The 22,603-nt window shown below is 43.3% G+C and carries 21 protein-coding genes; 12 read left to right on the top strand and 9 right to left on the bottom strand.

Features of this window, described 5'->3' with window-relative positions; all coding sequences use genetic code 11:
* Positions 1-46: 46 nt before the first annotated feature.
* Both WKK05_RS29020 and cbiT read right to left on the bottom strand, forming a co-directional pair.
* On the bottom strand, positions 47-934 hold the full coding sequence (locus tag WKK05_RS29020) for a phosphatidate cytidylyltransferase (protein WP_341526477.1): 888 nt from the start codon (positions 932-934) through the stop codon (positions 47-49).
* A 183-nt stretch (positions 935-1,117) separates the two neighbouring features.
* On the bottom strand, positions 1,118-1,720 hold the full coding sequence (gene cbiT / locus WKK05_RS29015) for a precorrin-6Y C5,15-methyltransferase subunit CbiT (RefSeq protein ID WP_341526476.1): 603 nt from the start codon (positions 1,718-1,720) through the stop codon (positions 1,118-1,120).
* 94 nt (positions 1,721-1,814) lie between these two features.
* On the opposite strand from cbiT, the gene WKK05_RS29010 reads away from it, so the two are divergent.
* Positions 1,815-3,239, top strand: a complete 1,425-nt coding sequence (locus tag WKK05_RS29010; protein ID WP_341526475.1) for a serine/threonine-protein kinase — start codon at positions 1,815-1,817, stop codon at positions 3,237-3,239.
* A 122-nt stretch (positions 3,240-3,361) separates the two neighbouring features.
* Here the strand turns inward: WKK05_RS29010 and WKK05_RS29005 are convergent, their stop codons facing one another.
* On the bottom strand, positions 3,362-3,544 hold the full coding sequence (locus tag WKK05_RS29005; protein ID WP_341526474.1) for a hypothetical protein: 183 nt from the start codon (positions 3,542-3,544) through the stop codon (positions 3,362-3,364).
* Positions 3,545-3,728: 184 nt separating this feature from the next.
* On the opposite strand from WKK05_RS29005, the gene tatA reads away from it, so the two are divergent.
* On the top strand, positions 3,729-3,902 hold the full coding sequence (gene tatA / locus WKK05_RS29000; RefSeq protein ID WP_341526473.1) for a twin-arginine translocase TatA/TatE family subunit: 174 nt from the start codon (positions 3,729-3,731) through the stop codon (positions 3,900-3,902).
* Between the two features lie 40 nt (positions 3,903-3,942).
* Here the strand turns inward: tatA and cphA are convergent, their stop codons facing one another.
* Together cphA and WKK05_RS28990 are read right to left on the bottom strand one after the other, a co-directional pair.
* Complete coding sequence (gene cphA, locus WKK05_RS28995) at positions 3,943-6,648, bottom strand: cyanophycin synthetase (RefSeq protein ID WP_341531220.1); 2,706 nt, start codon at positions 6,646-6,648, stop codon at positions 3,943-3,945.
* 172 nt (positions 6,649-6,820) lie between these two features.
* Complete coding sequence (locus tag WKK05_RS28990) at positions 6,821-7,684, bottom strand: cyanophycinase (protein WP_341526472.1); 864 nt, start codon at positions 7,682-7,684, stop codon at positions 6,821-6,823.
* Positions 7,685-8,255: 571 nt separating this feature from the next.
* Here WKK05_RS28990 and trmD point away from each other — a divergent pair.
* The 6 genes from trmD to argH all read left to right on the top strand — a co-directional run bounded on the left by trmD (position 8,256) and on the right by argH (position 14,364).
* Complete coding sequence (gene trmD / locus WKK05_RS28985) at positions 8,256-8,993, top strand: tRNA (guanosine(37)-N1)-methyltransferase TrmD (protein ID WP_341526471.1); 738 nt, start codon at positions 8,256-8,258, stop codon at positions 8,991-8,993.
* 38 nt (positions 8,994-9,031) lie between these two features.
* A complete protein-coding gene (gene ispF, locus WKK05_RS28980) occupies positions 9,032-9,517 on the top strand; it encodes a 2-C-methyl-D-erythritol 2,4-cyclodiphosphate synthase (protein ID WP_341526470.1) in 486 nt (161 codons plus the stop codon).
* Between the two features lie 258 nt (positions 9,518-9,775).
* A complete protein-coding gene (locus tag WKK05_RS28975) occupies positions 9,776-11,563 on the top strand; it encodes an ABC transporter substrate-binding protein (RefSeq protein ID WP_341526469.1) in 1,788 nt (595 codons plus the stop codon).
* Positions 11,564-11,741: 178 nt separating this feature from the next.
* The gene (gene larB / locus WKK05_RS28970; protein ID WP_341526468.1) at positions 11,742-12,530 is read left to right on the top strand and encodes a nickel pincer cofactor biosynthesis protein LarB; all 789 of its coding nucleotides are present in this window, start codon (positions 11,742-11,744) and stop codon (positions 12,528-12,530) included.
* Positions 12,531-12,642: 112 nt separating this feature from the next.
* Positions 12,643-12,849, top strand: coding sequence for a hypothetical protein (locus tag WKK05_RS28965; protein ID WP_341526467.1), 207 nt, complete (start codon positions 12,643-12,645; stop codon positions 12,847-12,849).
* Between the two features lie 117 nt (positions 12,850-12,966).
* The gene (gene argH, locus WKK05_RS28960) at positions 12,967-14,364 is read left to right on the top strand and encodes an argininosuccinate lyase (protein ID WP_341526466.1); all 1,398 of its coding nucleotides are present in this window, start codon (positions 12,967-12,969) and stop codon (positions 14,362-14,364) included.
* 150 nt (positions 14,365-14,514) lie between these two features.
* On the opposite strand, the gene WKK05_RS28955 is transcribed toward argH, so the two are convergent.
* Positions 14,515-14,679 (bottom strand): hypothetical protein, encoded by a 165-nt coding sequence (locus tag WKK05_RS28955; RefSeq protein WP_202928350.1) that lies wholly within the window; start codon positions 14,677-14,679, stop codon positions 14,515-14,517.
* A gap of 748 nt (positions 14,680-15,427) precedes the next feature.
* On the opposite strand from WKK05_RS28955, the gene WKK05_RS28950 reads away from it, so the two are divergent.
* Entirely contained in the window at positions 15,428-15,922 is a 495-nt protein-coding gene (locus tag WKK05_RS28950; RefSeq protein ID WP_341526465.1) for an NUDIX hydrolase, read from the top strand.
* 283 nt (positions 15,923-16,205) lie between these two features.
* The gene (locus tag WKK05_RS28945; protein ID WP_341526464.1) at positions 16,206-17,039 is read left to right on the top strand and encodes an alpha/beta hydrolase; all 834 of its coding nucleotides are present in this window, start codon (positions 16,206-16,208) and stop codon (positions 17,037-17,039) included.
* Positions 17,040-17,043: 4 nt separating this feature from the next.
* Here the strand turns inward: WKK05_RS28945 and WKK05_RS28940 are convergent, their stop codons facing one another.
* Positions 17,044-17,844 carry a pantothenate kinase gene (locus tag WKK05_RS28940; protein ID WP_341531219.1) on the bottom strand — a complete coding sequence of 267 codons (801 nt, stop codon included), beginning with the start codon at positions 17,842-17,844 and terminating at the stop codon, positions 17,044-17,046.
* Positions 17,845-17,996: 152 nt separating this feature from the next.
* On the opposite strand from WKK05_RS28940, the gene WKK05_RS28935 reads away from it, so the two are divergent.
* Together WKK05_RS28935 and WKK05_RS28930 are read left to right on the top strand one after the other, a co-directional pair.
* Positions 17,997-19,721 carry a diflavin flavoprotein gene (locus WKK05_RS28935; RefSeq protein ID WP_341526463.1) on the top strand — a complete coding sequence of 575 codons (1,725 nt, stop codon included), beginning with the start codon at positions 17,997-17,999 and terminating at the stop codon, positions 19,719-19,721.
* A 163-nt stretch (positions 19,722-19,884) separates the two neighbouring features.
* Complete coding sequence (locus tag WKK05_RS28930; RefSeq protein WP_341526462.1) at positions 19,885-21,597, top strand: diflavin flavoprotein; 1,713 nt, start codon at positions 19,885-19,887, stop codon at positions 21,595-21,597.
* Positions 21,598-22,088: 491 nt separating this feature from the next.
* Here the strand turns inward: WKK05_RS28930 and WKK05_RS28925 are convergent, their stop codons facing one another.
* Together WKK05_RS28925 and WKK05_RS28920 are read right to left on the bottom strand one after the other, a co-directional pair.
* A complete protein-coding gene (locus WKK05_RS28925; protein WP_341526461.1) occupies positions 22,089-22,322 on the bottom strand; it encodes a type II toxin-antitoxin system HicA family toxin in 234 nt (77 codons plus the stop codon).
* Positions 22,322-22,546 (bottom strand): hypothetical protein, encoded by a 225-nt coding sequence (locus tag WKK05_RS28920; protein ID WP_341526460.1) that lies wholly within the window; start codon positions 22,544-22,546, stop codon positions 22,322-22,324. Before WKK05_RS28920 ends, WKK05_RS28925 begins: the two co-directional genes overlap by 1 nt.
* Between the last annotated feature and the right edge of the window lie 57 nt (positions 22,547-22,603).

The raw sequence follows: 22,603 nt of genomic DNA, 5'->3' as shown, positions 1-22,603 counted from the left end.
TCAGTGACCGAGGGGCAGAGGATAAATGCCCAATGCCCATATCTAATTAATTTGCTAGTAGCGGCAATAGTAGTGTCACAAAATAGTAAACCAAAGGAGCCGTGAAAATATAACTGTCAGTGCGGTCTAAGATTCCACCGTGTCCGGGGATTAACTGCCCGGAATCCTTGACTCCAGCATCTCGCTTGAGCATAGACTCAGTAAGGTCGCCTAAAAGACTAGCAATACCAATCAGTAAACCCAGTGCTAAACCAGTGAGGGGGGATCTGGGAAAGTGGAGATAATAAGCGCCACCCAAAGCTACAACTAGACTAGAAGTAATGCCAAAGATCGCACCTTCTACGGTTTTTTTAGGACTGATTTCAGACAGACGGGTTTTCCCAAAGAATTTGCCAATAATGTAAGCACCAATGTCTGCTGCCCAAATACACAAGAAAGTCAGCAGTGTAATAGTCAAACCTCGTGGTAGAGAGTTGAAATTTACCTCGCCCCAAAAATCTGTCCAATTTGTGGGCCAATAACCCCCTAATGGGAGATTGCTAAAAGTAGCACTATCGATCGCTCGCAACCGCACCCAAAAACTTGGCAAATAACCTACATAAAATAGCCCCATGATAGAAGCAGAAACATCCGCGATCGTGGCAAATTTAGGCTGAAATAACAGATAAAAACATATAAGCGTACCAGCTATTGGCATCACAGCGTCCGCTAAACTGCCATCAAGGGTACAAATACCTAGCAAGATGAGACTGAAAGCTATGGTAGTTTTAGCGGCGGGAGCTATGCCTCTGGCTCGTACCAAATTAAAATATTCTTGTTGGCCCAAAAAGACTACCACCGCAAACATGGCAGTAAAGTACCAACCTCCTAAAAGGGTTGCACTAAGAGCAAGGGCGATCGCAACAATTCCACTAATAATCCGAGACCAAGGCATAGAAGTATTTGGGATGGGGCATTGGGGATTGGGTACTGGGGATTGGGTACTGGGGATTAGGTATTGGGTATTGGGTATTGGGTATTGGGTATTGGGTATTGGTAAGCTTTTTCCTAGTTCCCAGTCCCTAGTCCCTAGTCCCTAGTCCCTAGGCCCTAGTCCCCAGCCCCCAGTCCCTAGTCCCTAGTCCAGTTTCTCACCACTGAGGATAAAAATGGGATCGACAGCTGCAAAGGTTTGAGAAAAGCCGCGTGTTTCTAAACGGTTGACCGCAGATTGGACAACTTCTATATTTCTCGCTCTTAACTGGGAAAAAGTCTGAGAAATAGCATACAAGCTCTCAAGATTAACAGCTGTGGCAACAACTCGACCTGATGGTGGTAAATAACTCCATGCAGCTTGCAAAATTTCCTGAATGGGGCGTCCTCCTTCAATACAAACGCGGTGAGGAGTCACCTTAAGCTCATGCAAACACTCTGGGGCGCTCCCTTCAATGACTTCGACATTATTGACTTCAAAGCGATCGCAGTTGCGTTTGATTAAACTAGCTACTTCTTCATCCCTTTCTACAGCGATAATCTGCGCGTTGGGACAAAGTAATCCCACCTCTACTGGAATTGTACCTGTCCCTGCACCAATATCCCATAATACTGAATCGGGTTTTAACCGTAGTTGGGCAATCAATAGCAGCCGGACTTCTCGCTGGCTAAGGGGAATCCCTGGCAAATGCTCAAATAATTCATCGGGAATACCAGGGGTAATGTAAGGCCAAAGTTGGGAAGGCATAGAATTACACAACTATACTAAAAATATCGGCTTGCCAATTCGACGAGCTATTAGCTATGGAGACCTTGCAAACGTAGCATTATAAAAATTGATAATGATTGGAAAAATATTAGGTGAGTCGCTTGAGGGCGATAGCTTGGGTTCACGCTACGAAGTTCAGCAGCTGTTAGGAAAAAAAGCAGGGCGGCGGACGCTGTTAGCGCGGGATAAAATTAGTGGTGAATTGGTAGTTGTCAAGTTACTCTCTTTTGGCAATGATTTTGAATGGGATGATCTCAAGTTGTTTGAGCGGGAAGCTGAAACTTTAAAATCTTTGTCACATCCTTCAATTCCTCGTTATTTAGACTATTTTGAAGTTAATTTACCTGAAATTAAAGGATTTGCCTTAGTACAAACTTATATCCCAGCCCAAACTTTAGAGCAATATCTACAATCTGGGCGGACTTTTACAGAAGCTGAAATCAAACAGATAGCCAAAGCACTTTTAGAGATTCTGATTTATCTACATGGGCTGTATCCGCCTGTAATCCACCGTGATATCAAGCCTAGCAACATTTTATTAGGGGAACGCTCTGGCAATAGTGTAGGCCAAGTTTATTTGATAGATTTTGGTTCTGTACAAACTGTCCTCGCTACAGAAAGTGGAACTCGAACTGTAGTCGGAACCTATGGTTATATGCCACAGGAGCAATTTGGTGGACGTGCTGTTGCAGCCTCAGACCTTTATAGTTTAGGCACGACGTTGATTTACCTAGTGACAGGTACTCATCCAGCCGATTTACCCCAAAAGGATTTTTGCATTCAGTTTGAGCAAGTAGCTAATCTTAGCCCTAGTTTGACTCGTTGGTTAAAGTCGCTGACTGAACCTAGTTTAGAGCGGCGTTTGAGTTCTGCCTCAGAAGCACTGAAAACTTTAGATGAGCCACAGTTTGAAATTGATAAGGCTTTAGCTGTTGGTAAACCAGCAGGTAGCAGAATTCAACTAACTAAAACTTGGAATTCTCTAGAAATTATCATTCCACCGATTGGTTTTCATCCTTCAATAGTCTTTACAGGTGTGTTTGCGATCGCCTGGAATTCATTTATCCTATTTTGGACAATAGGCGCTCTCTATACTCCTTTTCCGATCAACATCCCTTTTGCCTTATTCTCACTTCCTTTTTGGGGTGCTGGCTTTGTGATGATGTATACATTTCTCTTTCATCTATTTGGACGCATCCGCCTGCGTTTAGATCAAAAGCAAATTAGCTTTATCAACGATTTATTGGGATTGAAATTCAACCGTACCCGTGCAACGCCTCGACAGCATATACGTAAGCTCGTTTATATTCCTAAAAGCTATGAGATAGATTTGAGCAGCGGTACTAGAATTGAGGTTACGCCCCAATTGTTTATTTGGGCAGGAGTACACAAGTATCAACTCGCTGGTTCTGGCGGTGTGATTAACTCCGAACCAGAAATCGAATGGCTAGCTCAGGAATTGAGCAATTGGTTAGATATACCGATTACTAGAGAATAGCCAGAACGTTGATCAATACGCTCAGGACAAGATAATTTTTACTATTGATAACCTCACTCTGAGACGTTGCATTGCAACTTTTTATTAGAAATTACCATTTTGGGCTTCTGCTGTTGCTTTCTCTAGCTGGATGCGATCGCCTTCGGCTTGAGCGATGATAATGGCAGCTTAGTGCTTTCTGTAGCGCAAGTCCGGATGGATGCTACTTTTTGGCTAGTGTCGCGTTGAGTATCACTATAACGTTCACTTTCGACTATTAATTCATCCAGAATTATTATCAAGATGAGGGGGGCGTAGACGCTCATGGTATACTTACGTCCTCTAGATTAAGTTCGCGGAGACTTTCGATATATATTTTTTCTAATTATTATTATTTTGCGAAAGTTTATATCTTCTTAAAAAGTTCTCTGGCAAGAATTACCAAGTTAGCTTCGGATCTTACGAGAGTAGACTTGAGTTATACCGCTTTGAATTGTTTAGGAGAAATAGATGTTTGGATTAGGATGGACGGAAGTGGGTGTAATTGCAATAGTCGCTATTTTGATTTTTGGGCCAAAAAAAATTCCCGAACTGGGAAATGCATTAGGCAAAACCTTGCGGGGTTTTAAGGAGGGACTGAAAACTTCCAATGATGATGCTAGTCAAGAACAAGAACAGCAATAGTCAAAAGTAGAGACGCGATATATCGTGTCTCTACTTTTGACTACAGCAAGGTATTAACAACTGAAGAAGGTGTAATCCCATTTTGGGAATCGGCGATCGCACTACCCGTATTTTGTTGGTGTGTCTCTTCCTTGACTACACCACGTGTCTTAATTAAGTTAATAGCGCGATTGACGCTTTCTGGCAAAATTACCACCAAACTGTTATCAGGAGCCGTATCCAAAGCTTTGTTAATTGCTTGGGTTTCATCCATAATTGATTCAAAGCGGCAATCAGGCTTAACTTGGGTAATCCCTCTAGTAATCAATTCCACGGCTGAACCTCGTGGGCGTCCCCGCGTGTCGTCGTCTTCTTTTATGATGATGTAGTCAAAGATTTGCGCTGACAATTTACCCAAAGTGACAAAATCTTCGTCGCGGCGATCGCCAGGGCCGCCAACTACGCCAATCCGTTGTCCAGTAGTCCAGTTGCGAACAAAAGAACCTACAGCTTCGTAGCTGGCTGCGTTGTGGGCATAGTCGACTAAGGCGTGAAAGTTCCCTAGATTAAATAAATTCATCCGTCCTGGGGTTTGACTCACTGAAGCGCGGAAAGTCTTTAAGCCAGCACGAATCTGTTCAATTGTGACGTTCTGCACAAACGCTGCTAGACTTGCTGCTAAAGCGTTGGCAATCATAAACGGCGCTCGTCCACCCATTGTTAAGGGGATATTTTCTGCTCTTTCTATACGGTGTGTCCAATCGCCTTTAACAATTGACAGATAGCCATTTTCATAAACTGCTGCAACTCCTCCCTTTTGGATGTGTTTTCGCACTAACTCCGAGTCGGGGTTCATAGTGAAGTAAGCAATATTAGCTTTAGTTTTTTCTGACATAGCAGCGACTCGGCGATCGTCGGCGTTGAGTACCGCATAGCCATCTGGGAATACAGCTTCTGCTACTACACTCTTGAGGTTAGCTAACTGCTCAATCGTATCTATATCACCGATTCCGAGGTGATCAGCAGCTACGTTCAACACTACGCCCACATTTGCTGCTTCAAAGCCTAATCCAGAACGGAGAATACCACCACGGGCTGTTTCCAGTACTGCTACTTCCACTGTTGCATCTTGTAGGATGAGGTGGGCGCTTTGAGGGCCTGTATTATCTCCAGCTTCTACTAAGTATTCTCCGATGTATGTTCCGTCGGTTGTGGTATAACCTACTACTTTACCAGTTTGCTTATATATATGTGCTAAGAGTCGGGTAGTAGTGGTTTTGCCATTAGTACCTGTGACGCTAAGAATAGGAATACGGCTAGATTGTTCGTGGGGAAACAGCATATCCATTACTGCTCCAGCGACATTGCGGGGGATGCCTTGGCTGGGAGCGACGTGCATTCTAAAGCCGGGGGCAGCGTTAACTTCGACAATTACCCCATCCACTTCCCGGAGCGGGCGGCTAATATCGGTGGTGACAATATCTAGTCCAGCAATATCCAAACCAATAATTTTCACTACCCGTTGTGCTAGCCACAGGTTTTCTGGGTGGATTTCGTCTGTGCGGTCTACAGCAATACCGCCTGTACTTAAGTTTGCTGTTGCCCTCAAATAACAAATTACGCCTTGGGGTAGCACGCTATTTAAGGTGTAACCTTGCCTTTCTAAGAGTTGGTAGCTGGTGCGGTCTAGTTCAATCTTGGTGAGGACGTTATCATGTCCATCTCCACGATTTGGGTCTTTATTGGTTTCTTCAATCAATTCCGAAATTGTGGATCTGCCATTGCCAACCACATGAGCTGGTACGCGTTCAGCTACTGCTACTACTTTGCCATCTACCAGCAGTACTCTATGGTCGCGCCCAACATAATACCGCTCGACAATGATTGCACGGGAAACCTGCCTGGCTGCTTCGTAAGCGGCTTCAGCTTCTTCCCAACTTCTAATATCAATGGTGATACCCCGTCCATGATTGCCATCTAACGGTTTGATGACGATAGGATAGCCACCTACGTATTCTACAGCTTCTTCTAAATCGTCTAAGAAGTTGATCACCGTACCTCTGGGTACTGGCACACCAGCGGCTGCGAGAATGCGTTTAGTAGCTTCTTTATCACAGGCTAGTTCTACGCCCAAAACGCCAGTTCTATCGGTCATTGTTGCCTGCATCCGCTTCTGGTTCATGCCGTAGCCTAGCTGAATCAAAAAGCGTGCCTCAAGGGGCATCCAGGGAATGCCTCTTCTTTCTGCTTCTTTAATGATTGCTTCTGTAGAAGGCCCTAGTGAAGCATCACGGCAAAAGTCTTTCAGGTCTTGGATGTCTTGATCTAGTTCTGCTTTGGGATAGCGACCTCGATCAACGATACTCTGGCACAGCCGCACAGCAGCTCGTCCAGCGTAGCGTCCCGCTTCCTCATTCAGGAACTCAATCACTACTTGGTAAATTCCGGGTGTGGCAGTTTCGCGGGTACGGCCAAAGCCTACGTGCATTCCCGCTAATTCTTGTAGTTCTAAAGCTACGTGTTCCACAACATGACCCATCATCGTGCCTTCTCGCACCCGCATCAGAAAACCACCACGACAGCCAGGGGAGCAATAGTGACCCTCCAGACTTGGCAGTGCCTCAACTAATCCTTCATAAAAGCCGGGGATTTCATTCGAGGGCGTCTCGGCAAGGTTTTCTAAATCGAGGCGCATGACGATCAGTTTGTGGCGTCGAATGCTCCAGTAATTTGGGCCGCGTAAGGTCTGGATCTTGAGGATTCTCATGGGAATAGGGTAGATGGAGATTCGGAACCAAAATTCTAGTTTCTTACTGAAATTGACCGCTAAACTGTTCATTCCAAACAGTTTTTTCTTTTTACATCGTATTCTTCCGATTTTTCTACAGCAAGGAATAAACAACAGGTCAATTCAGTGTAACCTCAGATACTCTATCCCGTCAGCTGGAGATTCTGTGTACAGCAGGCAATACAGTGCGCTGGTACAGGTGAAAGCGATCGCCATAGCTGAGGATATGTAGACGTAAATTATGTATGGTTAGCGGTTCATTGGCACTGACATGGGGTTCGTTTGTGTGAGTCACCTCAGTAGGATCAACAATCGTGACGCTGCCTTTACCCATAACTTGTAGCCAACCATCGCGTTCAAATACAGCACAAGTATCTTCATCAATACCAATACCTAAGCGATCAGGATGAGCTGAGATCGCGCTAATCAGTCGTCCCATCCGATTCCGGTTGTGAAAGTGTTGGTCAACAATTACTTCTGGGATAAATCCCAAACCTGTTGCCATGTCTACTAGGGAACGATTTGGCGACTCCCCACTACCACCACCAGCAATCATATGATGCCCCATCACTGCTGCTCCTGCACTGGTTCCAGCTAATGTAAGTTGTCCTGACCTCACCCGCTGCCGGATAATTTCCATTGCTGGCGTATCTGCCAATACACCACAGAGGCGCAGTTGGTCTCCTCCAGTCAAAAATACCCCACTACAGGCTTCTAAGGATGCTTTGACTTGGGGTGTTTCACACTGTTCTCGTTCGCGGATGTCTAAAATCTCGACCTTTTCAGCACCCATTTCTTCGAAGATCCGAATATACCGCCCACCAATGATGGCAGGTTCGCGGGAAGCAGATGGAATAATTGTAATATAGGCCTTACTAGCACCAGCACGAACAAAAAAAGTTCGCAGAATATCGCGTCCGTGAACTTTATCTTCTGCGCCTCCGATAACCAGAACGGCGGTTTTAGTTGCTTGGGGTGTCCTCATTTCCAGCGATTTAGCTTTTAATTGCGGCATTGTGTTTCTCCTGTCAACAACTTCAGGTGAATTTAACAAGGTTCAGTAGCCTAATGATTTTTGCACTTTGCTTTTTCGCGAGGACACGGTTTGACGCACGCGACGCCTCAATCTAGTTATGTTCGTTCCCGTCCCTCAAAGCCAGTGCCTTGTTCTTCACCTGTCCACATTTTCCAGACTGGCAAAATATTGCTTGGGTAACTAGGGGAGGACATCTCTCTTGCGGGGGTTCCCCCCGTTGAAGAAAGTGTCCCTTTTCTCTCTGGGCTTGGGGACGAGAATTCCCTTGTGGGGTTGGCGGCGAGCAGGTCTTGACACGCTTTTTCCTGAGGCTGGCTCGATGCATCCTGGAAGTTGTTAACTTGATCGGATTATTAATTTAAATGTAGTTGTGACAATATTTAAACATAAATTAAGTAATTAGAAAAACTTTTGATCCCACCTAAAATCTAAGAGTTCTGGTACCTTTAGTTACTATTGATAAACTTTACCTATAGTTCTAACCGACATTAGCTGCTTGTGCTTGCTAGACATTCAAATTTAAGATTAGTGTTCTCGAATACGAATAACTGTGCGCTTTGATATAGTTACGCTTTTTCCTGACTGTTTTACTTCCGTTTTGAGTTCTGGGTTGCTGGCTAAAGCCTTAGCCAAACAGATTGCCGAAGTGCATCTGGTTAATCCACGTGACTTTACCACCGATAAGCACCGGAAAGTAGATGATGAACCTTACGGTGGCGGTGTGGGGATGCTGATGAAGCCAGAACCGATTTTTGCCACTGTAGAGTCGCTGCCGATTCTACCTCGCAGAGAGGTAATTATGATGAGTCCACAAGGTGAAACAATCAATCAACCTCTGTTACGAGAATTAGCAACAAATTACGACCAATTAGTAGTTATTTGTGGGCATTACGAAGGGGTGGATGAAAGGGTAATACATTTAGTGACTCGCGAGGTGTCTTTAGGCGATTTTATTCTGACAGGTGGAGAAATTCCGGCAATGGCTTTAATTAATGGCGTAGTGCGCCTCTTGCCAGGAACCGTAGCCAAAAAGGAATCCTTAACAGCAGAAAGTTTTGAAGAAGGTTTATTGGACTATCCTCAATACACCCGTCCAGCAAATTTTCGTGGATTGAAAGTACCTGAAGTATTACTCTCTGGAAATCACGCAGCCATCGCCCAGTGGCGCTATGAACAACAGATTGAAAGAACACGCGATCGCCGTCCCGATTTGTTTCAGAAATGGAAGGATGGGGTAAGAGGCAGGAAGGCAGGGGAGCAGGGGGGCAGACGGGAGAATAACAAATAACCAGTAACAAATGACCAATGACAAATAACAAATGACAAATGACTAAAATTCGTATTGGTAACGGCTACGATATTCACCAATTGGTGAGCGATCGCTCTTTGATTTTAGGAGGAATCCACATTCCTCATGAGCTGGGTTTATTAGGTCATAGTGACGCTGATGTCTTAACCCACGCAATTATGGATGCCATGCTTGGGGCTTTATCCTTGGGGGATATTGGCCATTATTTTCCTCCTAGCGATCCCCAATGGGCAGGAGCAGATAGTTTACTACTATTAACTCAAGTAAATCAATTGATTCGGCAGCAAGGTTGGCTAATAGGAAATATTGACTCGGTGGTAGTGGCAGAACGTCCAAAGTTAAAACCGCATATTCCTAAAATGCGCGACAAGCTTGCTACTGTTTTAGAATTAGAACCAAATCAAATAGGCATCAAAGCTACTACCAATGAAAAACTAGGCCCTGTAGGGCGTGAAGAAGGTATATGCGCTTATGCTGTTGCCTTATTAGTAGCTTCAGATTAACTTTTTTTGGTTACATCAGTGAGGCTATTTAACTATCATTTGTTTATGAGAAACTCCCATAACATGAGAGTGAGATGAAAAATATAACCCAATACAGTTTAGTTAAAGCTTGTTCATACATATTTAATCTTTGTAGATACGCGCTACGGCGCGTATCTACAAAGATTCTCGGTTGTGCGAATTATATTGTCTAAACCGTATTGAAATATAACCCATGCTGATGCACAAATTAAACTCAAATATTCATGTATTTAAATTATGAAAATTACTAGTAGTATCTTGCCTAAAATTAAGCGTTTTTGGTTACTAATAATCCTGGCTTCAGCAGTAGCGCTTACAGTTACCGCCTGTAACCCTGCTAACTTTAAAACCGCATCTGCTCAAGTACCACAATTAGTAAGTGCCATTCTCAGTGACCCGAAAACATTTAACTTTCCTCTGAGTCAAGAGTCTCCTAATGTTTTCCCGCTCATTTACGAAGGGTTAATCACCGAAAATTATGATACAGGTGAAATTGAGCCAGCTTTAGCAGAATCCTGGCAATTTTCTGATGATAAATTAAAAATTGTTTTTACTCTGCGCGAGGGTTTGAAATGGTCTGATGGGCAGCCACTCACTGTAGACGATGTGGTGTTTACCTACAACGACATTTACTTTAATGAAGCAATTCCCACTGATGTCAGAGATGTCTTGAGGATTGGGGAAAGTCGTAAGCTACCAAGCGTGAAAAAAATCGATGAACGTCGGGTTGAGTTTACTGTCCCAGAACCCTTTGCACCATTCCTACGTAGTGCTACTGGATATCCAATTTTACCCGCCCATAGCCTAGAAAAATCTGTAAAAACTAAAGATCAAGATGGTAAACCAATATTTCTATCACAGTGGGGCGTTGATACTCCTCTGGATCAAATTATCGTCAATGGGCCTTACAAACTAGAACGCTACGATACTAGTCAGCGTGTAGTGTTTCGGCGCAACCCTTACTACTGGCGTAAGGATGCTCAAGGGAATCCCCAGCCTTATATTGAACGGGTAGTTTGGCAAATCGTAGAGTCAACAGATACTTCTTTGCTACAATTTCGTTCTGGCGGGTTAGATACTGTGGGAGTTTCGCCAGATTACTTTTCTTTACTAAAAGTGCAAGAAAAGCAAGGTAATTTCAAAATTTTTAATGGTGGGCCAACATCGAGTACATCATTTGTTTGGTTCAATCTTAATAAAGGTAAAAGAAATGGGAAACCACTGGTCAATCCAGTAAAATCGCGTTGGTTTAATAATGTGCAATTTCGGCAGGCTGTAGCCTATGCAATTGACCGCCAAACGATGATTAACAACACTTTTCGCGGTTTAGGCACTCCACAAGATTCACCAATTTCTGTACAAAGTCCTTATTATCTTTCTCCGAAAGAAGGGTTAAAAGTTTATAATTACAATCTGAAAAAAGCCAAGGACTTGTTACTAAAAGCAGGATTTAAGTACAATGACAAAAATCAGTTAGTAGATGATCAGGGAAATCGTGTCCGCTTCACTTTGCTTACGAATGCTGGCAATAAGATTCGTGAGGCAATGGGATCGCAGATTAAACAAGACCTAAGCAAAATTGGTATTCAAGTCGATTTCACGCCGCTAGCATGGAATACTTTCACAGACAAAACTTCTAACTCCCTCGACTGGGAAGCTTCTCTGATGGGACTGACTGGCGGTTTAGAACCAAATGATGGGGCTAATGTTTGGGCGCCTGAAGGTGGATTGCATATGTTTAATCAGAAGCCCCAACCGGGACAACCACCAATTGAAGGTTGGGAAGTAGCTCCTTGGGAAGCGCAAATTGGTAAGCTTTACATTCAAGCAGCAAGGGAATTAGACGAAGCAAAGCGCAAAGAAATTTATGCCGAAACCCAACAGATTACTCAAGAAAATTTACCATTTATTTACCTAGTTAACCCTTTATCACTGTCAGCGGTACGTAATCGTTTTGAAGGTATCCGATTCTCCGCCCTTGGTGGCGCATTCTGGAATATTCATGAAATTAAAATAACGAAGTAGTCAAGAGTCAAGAGTAGAGACGCGATTATACTCTGCGAGAAGCCGCTCTTAGAGCGTCTACGCGTCTGTACAAGGTCAAGAGTCAAGGGTCGAAAGTCCAAAAGAATTAATTTGGAATTTTGACTTTGGAGTTTTTAATGCGCTAAAAAAATGACAAAAAATTAAGGACAAATGACTAATGACAAATGACAAAACTTTGCGATCGCTCCTTGAAGGTGTCGCCAATGGTAAAGTTAGCCCAGATATGGCATTAGACTCACTCAAAGACTTTGCCTATGAATCTGTGGGTGAGTTTGCCAAAATTGACCACCATCGCCAACTGAGAACTGGTTTCCCAGAAGTGATTTGGGGGCCAGGTAAAACGCCTGAGCAAATTGCTCAAATTATGGAAGTGATGCGCCTCCGCAATCCAGTGGTAATGGCTACTCGGATTGAACCAACAGTTTACGCTGCACTGCAACCAAAAGTAAGAGGTTTGCGATATTACGAATCGGCGCGAATTTGTGCGATCGCTCCTCTCACCATAGAACCACAGTTCGAGGGTGTGATCAGTATTCTTTCTGCTGGTACTGCTGATTTACCTGTTGCGGAAGAAGCTGCTGTCACCGCTGAACTTTCTGGTTTCCAGGTAAAGCGCCTCTGGGATGTTGGCGTCGCAGGAATTCATCGCTTGCTAAGTAACCGCCACCTCATCGACTCAGCATCAGTGCTAATTGTGGTTGCGGGAATGGAAGGTGCTTTACCAAGCGTTGTTGCAGGTTTAGCAGATTGTCCTGTGATTGCCGTACCCACCAGCATTGGTTATGGCGCAAGTTTTGGTGGTTTAGCCCCCCTATTGACAATGCTCAATTCTTGTGCTGTTGGGATAGGTGTAGTGAATATTGATAATGGATTTGGGGCAGCAGTTTTAGCTGGGCAAATTTTACGAACTGCCGAGAAATTGCAGTTGGCATCGTCTGGATCTTGAGTTATGACAGTTACGTACTTACCGCTAAGTGCTACGCGCGATCGCGGAAATTACGTGTTATCTCAACTAATCATAATTAACACATCCAGCCCCAACTTCTTAATCAGTAAATATGAGCCACTACAGCGATTTGATATCTCAGTTACTTTGGCATTTACCTGTAAACTTGACAACACTGGCACAAACAATTACCGACCCAGACCTGATGGGTCAGATCCAAAAATCTTGGAGCCACTTTATACAAACAGGTCAAGTATGGGCGCTATTGATTGGTTTGGTCATTGGTTATATCATTCGGAATCTCACTAGTTACGGTTAAATTTCTCAGGAGTGAGGAGTCAGGAGTCAAGAGTCAAGGGTCAAGAGTCAGTTATTTCTCCCCTACTCCCCCACTCCCCCACTCCCCCACTCCCCACTCCCTACTCCCTTCAAATACATGACCGAAAAAAAAAATTGGAGTCCGCGGTTTGAATCAGGATTGCATCAAGCGATCGCCCATTTTAATGCCAGTATTAGTTTTGATATTGAATTAATAGAATATGACTTGGATGGTTCTCAAGCTCATGCCCAAATGCTGGCTCACACAGGCATTATTTCTCAAGCCGAAGGTGAGCAGTTGGTTGCTGGGTTAGAGCAAATTCGCCAAGAATACCACCAAGGAAATTTTCAACCAGGTGTCGATGCTGAAGACGTACATTTTGCCGTCGAACGGCGGCTAACAGAAATTGTTGGCGATGTCGGTAAGAAACTGCATACGGCGCGATCGCGTAACGACCAAGTAGGTACAGACACTAGGCTTTACCTCCGCGACCAAATTCAGCAGATTCGCAGCCAATTACGGAAATTTCAAACTGCCTTACTAGATATAGCCGATCAGCACATTGAAACTTTAATTCCTGGCTACACTCACTTACAACGCGCCCAACCATTGAGTTTGGCTCACCACCTTTTGGCATACTATCAAATGGCCAAACGTGACTGGGAACGCCTGGGAGATGTTTCTCGCCGTGTAAATATTTCACCCTTGGGGTGTGGGGCTTTAGCAGGAACTACTTTTCCCATTGACCGCCATTACACAGCTGAACTATTAGGTTTTGAAAATATTTATGCAAATAGCCTTGATGGAGTGAGCGATCGCGACTTTGCGATCGAATTCTTGTCTGCTGCTAGCTTAATTATGGTTCACCTCAGTCGGCTCGCAGAAGAAGTAATTCTTTGGTCATCTCAAGAATTCGGCTTTGTCACCCTTAAAGATAGCTGTGCCACAGGTTCCAGTATCATGCCCCAAAAGAAAAACCCCGATGTGCCAGAATTAGTACGGGGAAAAACAGGACGTGTATTCGGTCATCTCCAGGCGTTATTGGTAATTATGAAGGGGCTACCCCTGGCATATAACAAAGACCTACAAGAAGATAAAGAAGGTTTGTTTGACAGCGTTAAGACAGTCAAAGCCTCTCTGGAGGCAATGACAATTTTGCTGAGTGAAGGTTTAGAATTTCGCACTCAACGCCTAGCACAAGCAGTAACAGAAGATTTTTCCAACGCTACTGATGTAGCAGATTATTTGGCAGCGCGGGGAGTTCCCTTCCGAGAAGCATACAACCTCGTCGGTAAGATAGTAAAAACCTGTATTGCCGAAGGTAAACTCTTGAAAGATTTGAGTTTGGAAGAGTGGGAACAATTCCACCCAGGATTCGCAGCAGATATTTATGAAGCGATATCCCCTCGTCAAGTTGTTGCAGCCCGCAACAGTTATGGTGGCACAGGCTTTACACAGGTAAGAAAAGCGCTCCTGATTGCACGGGAGCAAATCTCTCACAATAGGGGGGTTTAGTACTAGGAATTTGGTACTGGGGACTGGGAAAAAATTTTTTAATCCCAATATCTAATGCTCAATCTCCAATCCCCACTAATTAAATTAGGGCGCACAATTGTACGCCCTAAAAACTAAAACAATCAAAGACTAAGGATTGTAACAGGCATCTTACTCAGCATCAACTGCTGCTGCGCCTTCTTCTTCCTCACTCTTCGGTGGTCTTTGTTGGAACCTTCTCTGCATTCTTCCTGTCGTAGTCCGTTTACGAAACTTCCGGGCATATGCCTGGTTCCGTAGCGCCTTTTCTTTTTTGGGGTTACGGCGCTTAGCCATGTTCACCTCATTAATAAACAACAAAAAAACCACATCTAGGCATCACTTAGGCAATATCAGCTACTAATGTTATTGATATACTTTTGGCCTAGTGCAGCAATTAATACACTTGGAACAGCCTCTTAGTCTACCGCATTCGACTTTATTCTGTCAAGATTATGTCAATACTTCTTTAGAACCTTTTATCCATCAGATTAGATTCCAAATAGATTAGATAGATATAAATTAGATAACTAGTTGTTGTAGTTATTAGAATAAAAGCATATTGGATGAATATTAATTTTAATATGTAAATAATAGATGACGGAAGTTACTAATTAAGTTCAGGGCGGATACAAGTAATAAAATTATCTAATTGAGATGATTTAGATTAACATTTGGCATTTGAGCTAAAAGGCTAGTACAGTAGGCGTAAATAAACTTACCATTCAAAATCGCTCTTAAGCTTGCTTAATCATCTTCTTGAAGTTTTCATTACACGTCAAGGTAGTAATATTATTTACAGCTTTCAGCAATACTAACACTAGCTATGAACTGCAAAAGTTATGAATTAATGAATGTTATGTATATATGCATACAGTACTTTTTTTGAAGCCTGATGTTAGAATTATTCACATTCTACGCAACTCGTTAGAATAAAATCTAAGCCACAAACATTTTTGTATAAAACAAAACTTAACTAAAGTTTTATTAGTTGAGTCTATGTAAGTGGTAGTAAGTTATAAAACACAACACAGAAATTTGAAGATTGAATATTCTTGCTTTTTTTCCGGCAGTTGTCCAGTCTACACGTAGTTTATGGCGTTATGGACAAACGGTACTGGGTATTATATTTCGTCATCCCATTACTGGTACTAGTATCATTCCAATTTTACCCGATGGTCGAATTGTATTGATTCGGCGGCGCGACGATGGTCAATGGGCATTACCTGGAGGTATGGTTGACTGGGGAGAAGATATCCCCACTACAGCCCGGCGTGAGTTGATGGAGGAAACAGGATTAGAATTAATAGGAATTCGGCGTTTGGTTGGAGTTTACTCTGCACCAGATCGTGACCCTCGAATCCATTCAATTTGTGTTGTGCTTGAAGCCGAAGTGCGTGGAAAAATGGAGGTTCAAGATACTTTGGAGGTTATAGAAATTCAGGCTTTCTCTCCTAACTCCCTACCTCCTGGGCAAATGTCTCATGACCACTCTCGGCAGTTGCGAGACTACTTGAATGGTTTGACAACATTAGCCTAAAACTCCTTAGTTGTTAATCAATAACCAAATAATTACTAATTCGTAATGCTCGCTAAAGGCGAGAAACAAGCTACGTAATTCGTCATTTAATCCCTACAGAGCTAACACTAAATTAAAAATGAGCCTAGTGCTTCTCGACGGAGGATTTAAAGCCACAGTGGTTGTAACTACGAATTACGTTAGTGCAGTTCTCTTCGGCGTAGGAGCGTCATTATAAATTACGAATGATGTTGACTAGTGGCGATTTTTGACTAGTATTTTAAAAGTTAAGCACTCAATTAAAATGGATACGCTATTCCGTAACTCCCGGAGAAAGCTTTCTCAAGGGCTAATATTCTGGCGTGAAGTCGGTGAAGGAACTCCTGTTATTTTTTTACATGGTGCATGGAATGATAGCAGTCAATGGATATCTGTGATGGAATCGTTTTCACAGGATTTTCATTGCTTCGCACCTGATTTATTAGGATTTGGTGAATCAGAGAATCCAAACATTCTCCATTCAATTGATTTACAGGTGGAGTGTATAGCTGAGTTCCTACAAGCTGTGAAACAAGAAAAGGTTTATTTAGTAGGACATTCTCTTGGCGGCTGGATTGCTGCTAGCTATGCTTTAAAGTATCCAGAGCAAGTTTATGGTGTGGTACTGCTAGCACCAGAAGGCGTAGAGATAGCAGGACAAGAACAGCATTGCCAAAAGATGCGGCAATTATTGAATTATTCACCATTAGTAGTTAAATTGTTGCGATCGCTCAGTCCCTTAACTAAAATTTTGGGTACACATGAACAAATCGCACAAGATTTACAACTACGTCAGCATCTTTTACGTTATCCCATAGCTTGCCAGTTACTTTACAAAAGAGAGCAAGCAGAAATTGAGGTTGAATTATTGCAAAAGCGGCTCTACATGATAGAAGCCCCAATTTTAATTTTACAAGGTAGTGAAGATACGCCAGATGCCTTAGCTAAAAGTCAGGCTTATTCTCTACTAGCACCAAAAGCCGAGTTAAAAATAATTGCTGATGCAGGAAATGATTTAGCAGAAGCTTTTGCTGGGGATGTAGCGATTGAGATTCGGGAGTTTATTAAAGGGAATTGGGCATTGGGCATGAAAAGTTAGATTTCTATGATCTATTCTCCGATACTATTTCTTGCATTCCCAAAAAAATTAAATTTGGTTCGACTATTAAACGCGTTGCAATTTCAGGATATAAGGCTTGAAGATAGTTCATTAATAAAGTGCGATCGCCTCCTTTAATTGCAATCTTTCCTTCAGGGAATAAATGCCACCACGCCTCAATAAAATCTTTAATTCCGGCGACTAAAGTGTAAATTACTCCACTTTTAATAGCCTCTGTTGTATTAAGTGCAAAACGTGGAATTAGAGATGTAAAATCTTGCGTTTCTACTAGTGGTAATTGCCCTGTTTGTTGACCAAGAGTTGTAAATTGCAACCCTATTCCTGGTAGAATTGCGCCTCCTACTAAACACTGGTTAGCATCAGCAGCTGTAAAAGTTAACGCTGTCCCAGCATCAATCACTAACACTGGAAAACCCCAAGTTTTACCCGCACCCCACAAAGCCAAAGCGCGGTCAATTCCTAAACTGGGATACACACCTTGAAGAGGTATTTGGTCTAAGGTAATCACGCGAATATTTGGGTAAGTTTGCCAAATAGCTGTTTGACTGGGAACTACTGAGGCTAAAAAGATAAGGGGGAGAGGGGGAGAAGTGTTTGTTAGGGAATCACTTTGCTGATGGAGTGGAAAAATTGTTTCTAGCAAATCATCTAGGGTTTTAGACTTAGCTAACTGCTGTACTAGAGACTCAGGTAGATACTTGGTATCCCAAGCACGGTAAAGTTTTTCGCCGAAAAACAACGCCCAATGCAACCGAGTATTGCCAATCTCCAAAGCTAGCCACATTTCTCTTGTCCCCACTTTCCCGCTCTTCCCCAAGGGTTTTACACTTTTAACTTTTTTAAGTAAGCCATAGATTTTTTAATAAAAATTAACATTCAAGGCGTGTCAAAATAAAACAAGAGGAATAAATACTCAATTTGTCAAGGAGGGGAGTTATGGTAGCGCTCACCGAAAGAACTGAAAAACGGCTCACCATACAGACTGTGGAAATTGCCCAAGATACTACGGCAATTCGCTCATTGGATTGGGATCGCGATCGCTTTGATATTGAGTTCGGTCTACAAAACGGTACTACATACAACTCATTTCTGATTCGGGGCGAGCAGACTGCTTTAGTTGATACCTCCCACGAAAAGTTTCGGCAACTATACTTGGATACGCTTACTGGGCTAATCAACCCAGGAGAGATTGATTATTTAATTGTTAGCCACACCGAACCAGACCACAGCGGCTTAGTTAAAGATATGCTGCAACTGGCTCCTGAGATTACAGTTGTTGGCTCGAAAGTTGCAATCCAGTTTCTTGAGGAGTTTGTACATCAGCCATTTAAGCGGCGGATTGTCAAAAATGGCGATCGCTTAGATTTAGGCAACGGACACGAATTTGAGTTCGTGATTGCCCCAAATTTACATTGGCCGGATACCATCTTCAGCTTTGACCATAAAACCAAAATCCTTTATACCTGTGACGCTTTCGGAATGCATTATTGCTCCGACAGCACCTTTGATGAAGACTTAAAAACTCTTGAAGCAGACTTTCAATATTACTACGAATGCTTGATGGGGCCGAATGCTCGCTCAGTGTTGTCTGCCCTCAAGCGGATGGCGGAACTCAAGAATATTGGCATGATTGCCACTGGTCACGGCCCGTTACTATCCCATCATGTTGAAGAACTAACCGGACGTTACCGCACTTGGAGCCAAAAACAAACCAAGTCAGAAACAGTAGTTGGCATATTTTACGTTTCTGAATATGGCTATAGCGATCGCCTCGCTCAAGCAATTGCCAACGGTATCAGCAAAACCGATGTCGCCGTTGAAATAGTAGACTTAGGCGCAGAAGTAGATTTACAAGAGTTGCGGGAACTAGTTAGTCGCTGTAGTGGAATAGTTGTTGGTCTACCTCCAACTTCTGGTGCTGCTAATATTCAAGCTGCCCTCAGCACAGTTTTAGGATCTGCCAAAGAAAAGCAAGCCATCGGCATATTTGAAACCGGCGGTGGCGATGATGAGCCGATAGATCCTTTAGTCAGTAAATTCCGTAATTTGGGTTTGACAACTGTTTTTCCAGCGATTCGGATAAAACAAACCCCCACAGAAAACACCTACAAACTGTGTGAAGAAGCGGGTACAGACTTAGGTCAATGGGTGACGCGCGATCGCAGCATCAAAAACATGAAATCCTTGGGTGCTGACCTCGACAAAGCACTCGGTAGACTCAGCGGTGGACTATATATTATCACCGCCAAAAAAGGCGATGTATCCAGCGCCATGCTTGCCTCGTGGGTTGCACAAGCTAGCTTCAAACCCTTGGGATTTTCCATTGCGGTAGCTAAAGACAGAGCAATTGAATCACTCATGCAAGTAGGCGATCGCTTTGTCCTCAATGTCTTAGAAGAAGGTAATTATCAAAAACTCATGAAACACTTTTTAAAGCGGTTCGCCCCTGGTGCAGATCGCTTTGAAGGTGTGAAAACTCAGCCAGCTGAAAATGGCGCTCCCATCCTCACCGATGCCTTGGCATACATGGAGTGCGAAGTCGTCAGCAGAATGGACTGCGGCGACCACTGGGCAGTATACAGCACCGTCTACGCTGGACGAGTGTCCAAGCCAGACGCTTTAACTGCCGTGCATCACCGCAAAGTTGGAAATCATTACTAGGGGCTAAGGACTGGGGATTGGGGACTAGGGAAGAAAGTAGAAAAATTAAAATTTGAAGGGTAAGAGGATGGTTCTTTCTTTTCCTCTTTACTTTTAACAATCCCTAATCCCCAGTACCCAATCCCCAATACCCAATCCCCAGTACCCAACCCCCAATAAAGCCATGTTAAAAAATAAACCCCGTGACGTTCAGGTTTTCCCTGTTGCTACAGATACCAGAGTACTGCGATCGCGCAGTTGGACAAGGCTCAGATTTGAAATTGAATATGCTCTTGCCAAGGGTACAACTGCTAATTCTTATTTAATTGAAGCTGATAAAACTGCCATCATCGATCCTCCAGGGGAAACGTTTACAGAAATCTATTTGCAAGCTTTACAGCAGCGTTTCGATGTCACAAAGCTAGATTATGTGATTTTGGGTCACGTCAATCCTAACCGCGCTGCAACTTTAAAAGCTTTACTGGAAATTGCCCCCCAAATTACCTTTGTGTGTTCTAATCCTGGGGCGATAAATTTACGCGGGGCGTTAGAAAATCCTGATTTGCCGATTATCGTTATGCGGGGGGAAGAAACCCTAGATTTAGGCAAAGGACATCATTTAGAATTTATTCCTACGCCCAATCCCCGTTATGCAGATCATCTCTGCACCTATGACCCACAAACAGAAATTCTTTACTCAGATAAGTTATTTGGGGCGCACGTTTGTGGAGACCAAGTATTTGATGAAGGCTGGGAAGTCTATAACGAAGATCGTCGCTATTATTTTGATTGCTTAATGGCTCCCCATGCCCGTCAAGTTGAAACAGCGCTGGAAAAACTTACCGATTTACCTGTGCGGTTATACGCTACCGGACACGGGCCTTTGGTGCGCTATGGCTTAATCGAACTGACCAAAAATTATCGTCAATGGAGTCAGCAACAAACAACGGCTGACTTGACAGTCGCGTTAATTTATGCATCAGCTTATGGAAACACTGCCACTTTAGCCCAAGCGATCGCTCGCGGGATCACCAAAGCTGGTGTCGCTGTAGAATCGATTAACTGCGAATTCACCGAGCCTGAAGAAATTCGGGCGGCTGTAGAAAAATCTGCTGGCTTTGTCATCGGTTCTCCCACCCTCGGAGGTCATGCACCCACGCCTGTGCAAACAGCTTTAGGAATTGTTTTATCTACCGCGACTAATAATCAACTTGCTGGTGTCTTTGGTTCTTTTGGTTGGAGTGGAGAAGCAGTTGATTTAATCGAAGGTAAACTCAAAGATGCTGGTTTTCGGTTTGGTTTTGACCCTATCCGTGTGAAATTCAAACCTAATGATGCCACCTTGCAATTGTGCGAAGAAGCCGGAACCGACTTTGCCCAAGCATTGAAGAAAGCTAAGAAAGTGCGATCGCAAAGTGTTCCCGCCACCAGCGTAGAACAAGCTGTTGGGCGAATTGTCGGTTCGCTGTGCGTTGTCACAGCCAAGCGAGACGATGTATCTAGCGCCATGTTAGCCTCTTGGGTGTCTCAGGCTAGCTTTAATCCCCCCGGTTTAACCATAGCTGTGGCTAAAGACCGCGCCGTCGAAACTCTGACACACTCAGGAAATAAATTTGTCCTCAACGTCCTCAAAGAAGGGAATCATTTGGGGTTGATGAAGCATTTCCTTAAACCTTTTGGCCCAGGACAAGACAGATTTGCGGATGTTGCTAGCCAAGAAGCTGAAAACGGTTCTCCTATACTTACGGATGCCCTAGCATATCTTGAATGTTCTGTACAAAATCGCATGGAATCTGGTGATCATTGGCTAGTTTATGCGACTGTCGAGAATGGCAAAGTGCTAAATCAAGATGGTGTTACAGCTGTGCATCAACGCAAGTCGGGAACTCATTATTAATTGGGGACTAGGGATTGGGGACTGGGGACTGGGAATTAGGAAATTCCTCCCCAGTCTCTATAAATGAAGTTTCGACATCTCGGCGTTCCAAGTTCTGAAGCTCAAATGTCGTGTTCGGAACTCAAAGTTTCGTGTTCTGAAGCTCAAATGTCGTGTTCTGATCTCGAAATTCCAAGTTCTGAAGCTCAAATGTCGTGTTCGGAACTCAAAGTTTCGTGTTCTGAAGCTCAAATGTCAAGTTCGGAACTCAGAGTTTCATGTTCTAAAGCTCAAATGTCGAGTTCGGAACTCAGAGTTTTGTGTTCTGAAGCTCAAATGTCGAGTTCTGAGGTAAAAAGTTGAAGTTTGGGGAGCGATCGCATATCATCTTGTTTCCACAAATCGCTTATGAGTTATGTTGTTTGAAGAGAATCGATTCTTAATTCACAACTTTATCTGTGACTGTATCTTTTAGAGTGTTTCAAGTGAAAACTGAATGCAGGCTTTCAGATTTACTCATAAGTAGACAAAAAATCCTCTCTTGAGATACCCGCTTGAGTACAGATGGATCTCAGTGTCGAACCTTTAATTTGAGAGTGATTAGGCATAGTTAGTGGGGTTTTTGTCCCATCCTCGTTTTCTCGAACCATGACAATATGCTCTCGCTCCCTAATAACAGTAAATCCCAGAGATTCCAGTGTCTTAATTACTTTGGCTTTAGGTGCGTCTACTGGAAATTTAGCCATTAAATAGCAACCTCAGCTTCCGCCACAAAAGCTTCTAGCACTGGTGATTCTTCTTCAATAACCTCTTGACCAAATGTCTCGATATGACAGCGAATAGCGGATTTTACATCAGCTAGTGCTTCTTCATAGGTGTCACCTTCGCCAACTACAACTCCTTTGATACCCAAAGGATAGGCTACGTAACCGTCATTATGTTTTTCAACAATAATTTTGATTGCTCTCATTAGTTTTTCCTGTATTCTAATTTCGTTTAACTTGCATATTTACAGCCTTTGGAGAAA

The organism is Nostoc sp. UHCC 0302 (assembly GCF_038096175.1).
Lineage (GTDB): Bacteria > Cyanobacteriota > Cyanobacteriia > Cyanobacteriales > Nostocaceae > UHCC-0302.
This window is presented reverse-complemented; position numbering and strand designations above follow the sequence as displayed.

Excerpts from the sequence above, each read along its gene's own strand:
- WKK05_RS29020 (WP_341526477.1), bottom strand. The coding sequence starts at position 934 with ATGCCTTGGTCTCGGATTATTAGTGGAATTGTTGCGATCGCCCTTGCT.
- cbiT (WP_341526476.1), bottom strand. The coding sequence starts at position 1,720 with ATGCCTTCCCAACTTTGGCCTTACATTACCCCTGGTATTCCCGATGAA.
- WKK05_RS29010 (WP_341526475.1), top strand. The coding sequence starts at position 1,815 with ATGATTGGAAAAATATTAGGTGAGTCGCTTGAGGGCGATAGCTTGGGT.
- WKK05_RS29005 (WP_341526474.1), bottom strand. The coding sequence starts at position 3,544 with ATGAGCGTCTACGCCCCCCTCATCTTGATAATAATTCTGGATGAATTA.
- tatA (WP_341526473.1), top strand. The coding sequence starts at position 3,729 with ATGTTTGGATTAGGATGGACGGAAGTGGGTGTAATTGCAATAGTCGCT.
- cphA (WP_341531220.1), bottom strand. The coding sequence starts at position 6,648 with ATGAGAATCCTCAAGATCCAGACCTTACGCGGCCCAAATTACTGGAGC.
- WKK05_RS28990 (WP_341526472.1), bottom strand. The coding sequence starts at position 7,684 with ATGCCGCAATTAAAAGCTAAATCGCTGGAAATGAGGACACCCCAAGCA.
- ispF (WP_341526470.1), top strand. The coding sequence starts at position 9,032 with ATGACTAAAATTCGTATTGGTAACGGCTACGATATTCACCAATTGGTG.
- WKK05_RS28975 (WP_341526469.1), top strand. The coding sequence starts at position 9,776 with ATGAAAATTACTAGTAGTATCTTGCCTAAAATTAAGCGTTTTTGGTTA.
- larB (WP_341526468.1), top strand. The coding sequence starts at position 11,742 with ATGACAAATGACAAAACTTTGCGATCGCTCCTTGAAGGTGTCGCCAAT.
- WKK05_RS28965 (WP_341526467.1), top strand. The coding sequence starts at position 12,643 with ATGAGCCACTACAGCGATTTGATATCTCAGTTACTTTGGCATTTACCT.
- argH (WP_341526466.1), top strand. The coding sequence starts at position 12,967 with ATGACCGAAAAAAAAAATTGGAGTCCGCGGTTTGAATCAGGATTGCAT.
- WKK05_RS28955 (WP_202928350.1), bottom strand. The coding sequence starts at position 14,679 with ATGGCTAAGCGCCGTAACCCCAAAAAAGAAAAGGCGCTACGGAACCAG.
- WKK05_RS28945 (WP_341526464.1), top strand. The coding sequence starts at position 16,206 with ATGGATACGCTATTCCGTAACTCCCGGAGAAAGCTTTCTCAAGGGCTA.
- WKK05_RS28940 (WP_341531219.1), bottom strand. The coding sequence starts at position 17,844 with ATGTGGCTAGCTTTGGAGATTGGCAATACTCGGTTGCATTGGGCGTTG.
- WKK05_RS28935 (WP_341526463.1), top strand. The coding sequence starts at position 17,997 with ATGGTAGCGCTCACCGAAAGAACTGAAAAACGGCTCACCATACAGACT.
- WKK05_RS28930 (WP_341526462.1), top strand. The coding sequence starts at position 19,885 with ATGTTAAAAAATAAACCCCGTGACGTTCAGGTTTTCCCTGTTGCTACA.
- WKK05_RS28925 (WP_341526461.1), bottom strand. The coding sequence starts at position 22,322 with ATGGCTAAATTTCCAGTAGACGCACCTAAAGCCAAAGTAATTAAGACA.
- WKK05_RS28920 (WP_341526460.1), bottom strand. The coding sequence starts at position 22,546 with ATGAGAGCAATCAAAATTATTGTTGAAAAACATAATGACGGTTACGTA.